At 28.8% G+C, this 4,131-nt stretch carries 2 protein-coding genes; both read left to right on the forward strand.

Going from position 1 to position 4,131, the window contains the following annotated elements; all coding sequences use genetic code 11:
- A partial coding sequence (locus tag ACI3VO_RS08095; RefSeq protein WP_439757425.1) for a hypothetical protein occupies window positions 1-658 on the forward strand: 658 nt, incomplete at its 5' end.
- A 199-nt stretch (window positions 659-857) separates the two neighbouring features.
- On the forward strand, window positions 858-4,131 hold a 3,274-nt coding region (locus ACI3VO_RS08100), incomplete at its 3' end, for a DUF445 family protein (protein ID WP_439757426.1).

A 4,131-nucleotide genomic window follows, 5' to 3' on the forward strand; every position in this document is an offset into this window, starting at 1 on the left:
GGCAAATAACGAACGTGAAGAATTGATAAATGAAGAAAATGATAAGATACTTACAGATATGATTTGCTATCTGAGAGGCTCTAATATTTCTGAATACGATCAGGAATTAGTTAGAGCTGATATAATCGAGATGGTATTAGATGCACAGGAAAGAGGAGAAGATATAAATAATGTATTTGGAGGAAATTGCAAAGAGATTTGTGATAATATAATAGCAGAATTACCTGAAAAGACGACAAAACAAAAAATCCTAGAAGGTGCAAACACAGCGCTTATGTGTATATGGATTATTGGCGCTATTTATGTGATAAAGCAAGTAATAGTGTGTATGTTTATAGAACCTAGAAATTTTGTACTTACGCTATCTACAGGTGATATATTGAATGCGTTGCTTATTATAATAGCTTCAGTTGCAATCGTGAAATATATATGTAAAAATTCATTTGATTCAGATGAAAATACAGAGAAAAAATCTATAATGGATAATAAAGTCTTGGGATTTATAGTTATTTGGGTAACTATAATGATTGCATTATTAATACTTATAGGAATTTCTTATGTACTAAGTAAAAGTATTTTAACAGTACCATTATATATGGCGATTATATTTACAGTAGTAGCCTTTATAGCTGAACGAATAATGACTAGACTTATTTAATTTAAAAAGCTCTTTCAATTTTAATTAATTGGAAGGGCTTTTAAATATTTAAAATAAAGTACATAATAAGAAGGTAAAATTAATTTACATGGTTTAAAATCGAATCGTTTTATTGTGCGATTATTGAGAAATAGTAAAAATTAGTATATACTAATTGTTTAAGGAAAAATATATAAATTATAGTAAATGGGTGATAGAAATGGTAAATATACAAGACCTTCTTTTTATATTTACACAAGGTTTTTCAGGGGCTGTAGCAGGATATATAACTAATAAATATGCTGTAAATATGATTTTCAAAGAGTACACTCCATTAAAAATCGGTGGTGCAGTTAAAAAGAACAAGGTGAAATTTATAGAAGAGGTAAGTGAATTAGTTGAAAAGGACATAATAAACTCACAGACTTTGAGAGGTTCTATAGAAAGCGAGGATTTCGCGCGCGTTATAGATGCTGCATGTGTGGATTTTATGACTAATTCCTTGGATGATGCCTTTAAGGGTGTGAAAATTAAGCATATCCCAGCTATAAGTAATAGTGCTGAGCAATGTGTTACTTTTATTGAGCAAAATTTACAAGAGGAACTACCTAAATTAATAGATAATTTGTCTAATAAAATAGAAATAAAAAATATACTACAAAAGGATCAATTAGATAGCATCAGCACTAATATAGTTGAATTGATTGTAGATGTTTTGGAGACAGATAATAAGCTAGAAGAATTTTTAGCATGTTTATATGATGAAAATAAGGCGATTACTTTTAGTGAAATTTTAAGCGATGAGGCTAGCGTGAATTTAACTGAAGGTATTTCAAATATCTTAAATAATTCTATAAACGATATAATCGATGATGAACAACAATGCATGGAATTATTAGAAAAGGTTTATGAATTACTAGATTTGACATCAGTAATATCTAAGCTACAAATAAATTTAGGTCAAAAAACTTTACTAGATATATTAGGTGAAGAAGGGCTAAAAAATATAAATGCTCTATTATTCGAACATATAAAGAACCTAGCAAAGGACGATGCTAATAGAGAAAGATTAAAACAAATTATATCAGAATTATTAGCAGTAGCTAGAGATATGGATGTGACTTTATTTGAGATACTTCCAGAAGAACTTGCTAATTCAATAGTCAGCTATATCAAGGATATTATCCCAGAGCTAGCTCCTCATATATCTAACTGGCTATACGAAAATAAGGACAAAATAGACACTGTAATAAACAGTGCAGTTGGAGAAACTGTAGATAAAATTGAAGACGAATCTATAAAGGGAATGATCGAAAAATTCGCCGGTATGTTATCTTCAATATCTCAAACTCTAAAGGTTGTCGATAGAGCTTCAGATATGGTTATGAATTATGAATTAACTCCAGAAGCAAGCAATAAAATATACCTAGCAATAATGAAGTTCTTAGAAGATACAAATATTGGGGATATAGTTGAGTTCTTAGAAGATAAACTAGATATAAGGGAAGAAATCATTTGTGATAAATTAATAGATTTATTTGAAGCAAATGGAGATATCTTAATAGAAAAAGTAATTTCAAGCTTTAAGGAAAGACAAATTTCAGAGCTTGTAAAAATAGATTTAGAGCCATTATTTAAATCAAAGGCTATACCATGGATATATAGATTTATAAAATCAAATAAATCTAAGATAAATCTTTATCTACGTGGAGCTGTGGATAATAAAATTAAACAAATATTATCTAATAAAATAGAAGATATGATTTCTGTGGATAAGATAACTTTACTATCTAAGAAATTACCAAAAATAATCTCTAAATATATAGTTAATAACAAAAATGTATGTAAGTCATATATTGAAAAATTAGTTATGAATTGTTTAGATAGTGTAGATTTTGAAAGTATTATATTAAACAACAAAGAAAAGCTGATGCTGTTAATTTGCAACAAATTCACAGATTTAAAACAATTCATATTCGATGAATTAAAGGACAAAGAAATAGACGATGTCTTAGATTTGATTAAAGATAAAGAAGGCTTAGGTTTATCTTTAAGTGAAAAACTACACAAGGGCCTAGTAAACAATGTAGAACAGGTTGTAGATAACAATGTAAAGAGAATTATCTACAATAACTTAATGAAGCTAGATGAAGACGAAATATGCGATATAGCGCAAAGCTTTATGGGCAAACAGCTTAAACCATTATCTTACTTTGGTGCATTACTGGGAACTATAGCGGGATTGATATTTGCATTTGCTATAAAGGGCACAATCAACAGCTTTGGATTCTACAATGGATACCAAAATACAATAATGGCATGCGTGCTTATGGGATTAGTAGGTATATTGACAAATGTAATAGCATTGTGGATGATATTCCATCCTTATAAGAAGAACGAATTTGTAGCTAAGATACCTGTGTTTAAAATTTTTGCCCAAGGATATATTCCAGCTCATAAGGATGGATTTGCCAGTGGAATGGCTTATTTTATAGACAACGAGCTTTTGAAGGGTAAGAGAGTAGAGAGCTTATTTAACTCTAAAAAGGATAGCTTCTCAGAAACTATATTTAATTGGGTATCTAATAATAACTTTAAGGTATTAGTCGATATAGCAAGTGAAAAGAAAAACAAAATAAGCAAATTTTTATATGAGTTTATTATAGATAAATGCAACCAAAATAAAGCTGCAATTGCAAAATCTTTATCTAAGACAGTGGAAAATATAGAAGTAGGTGGAGTATTGACAAAGGATAGAGCTTTAAGTGCTTCACAAAGCTTTTTATCTAATTTAGATAGATTTGATGATGCGATTATAAAATTTGCACAAGCTAAAATAGATAAGCAACAAAATTTAAACAATGTACTACCTCAAGTGTTAGTAGAATCTATAAACAACGATATAAATAAATCAGTAGACGATAGCGTAAAATCTGCAGTAGATAAAATGCTTAAAGAAGAAGTAGTGAGAGCTTTAATTTTAAGCAAGGAAGACATTTATAAGGCTGCTACAGCTAAGACTATTGATCAGCTTGTAGGATATGAAAATATATCTAAGGTTAAATCAGCAGTTGAAAATAATTTAAACAGCTATATAATTAAAAATCTGCCAAATGTATTAGAAAATTCACTAGATAAATTTTTACAAAATCAATTATCAGAGGATAAAAGTATCGCTGAAATTTTCGGTGGCAAGATAAAAGTAACCTTAGATAAAAATCTATATTCTATTACATCAACACTATTATCTAAGCTATGCGATTATGTTCAAGAAAATAAAGAACAAGTAATCAGCTTAGTGGTAGGATTAATTAAAAGTCAGCTTAATTTCTTTATAAAAATGGCGTATGACTTCATAAATGGAGATCGACTAGTCGGTCTTGTAGTTGAAAATATTATAGATACAAAATTAGAAGGCTTTTTAAATGACACTACTTACTCAACAATAAAGACAATATCTATTTGTACTAATTCTGTAATATATCCAACTACTA

The organism is Intestinibacter sp., assembly GCF_051866655.1.
GTDB lineage: Bacteria > Bacillota > Clostridia > Peptostreptococcales > Peptostreptococcaceae > Intestinibacter.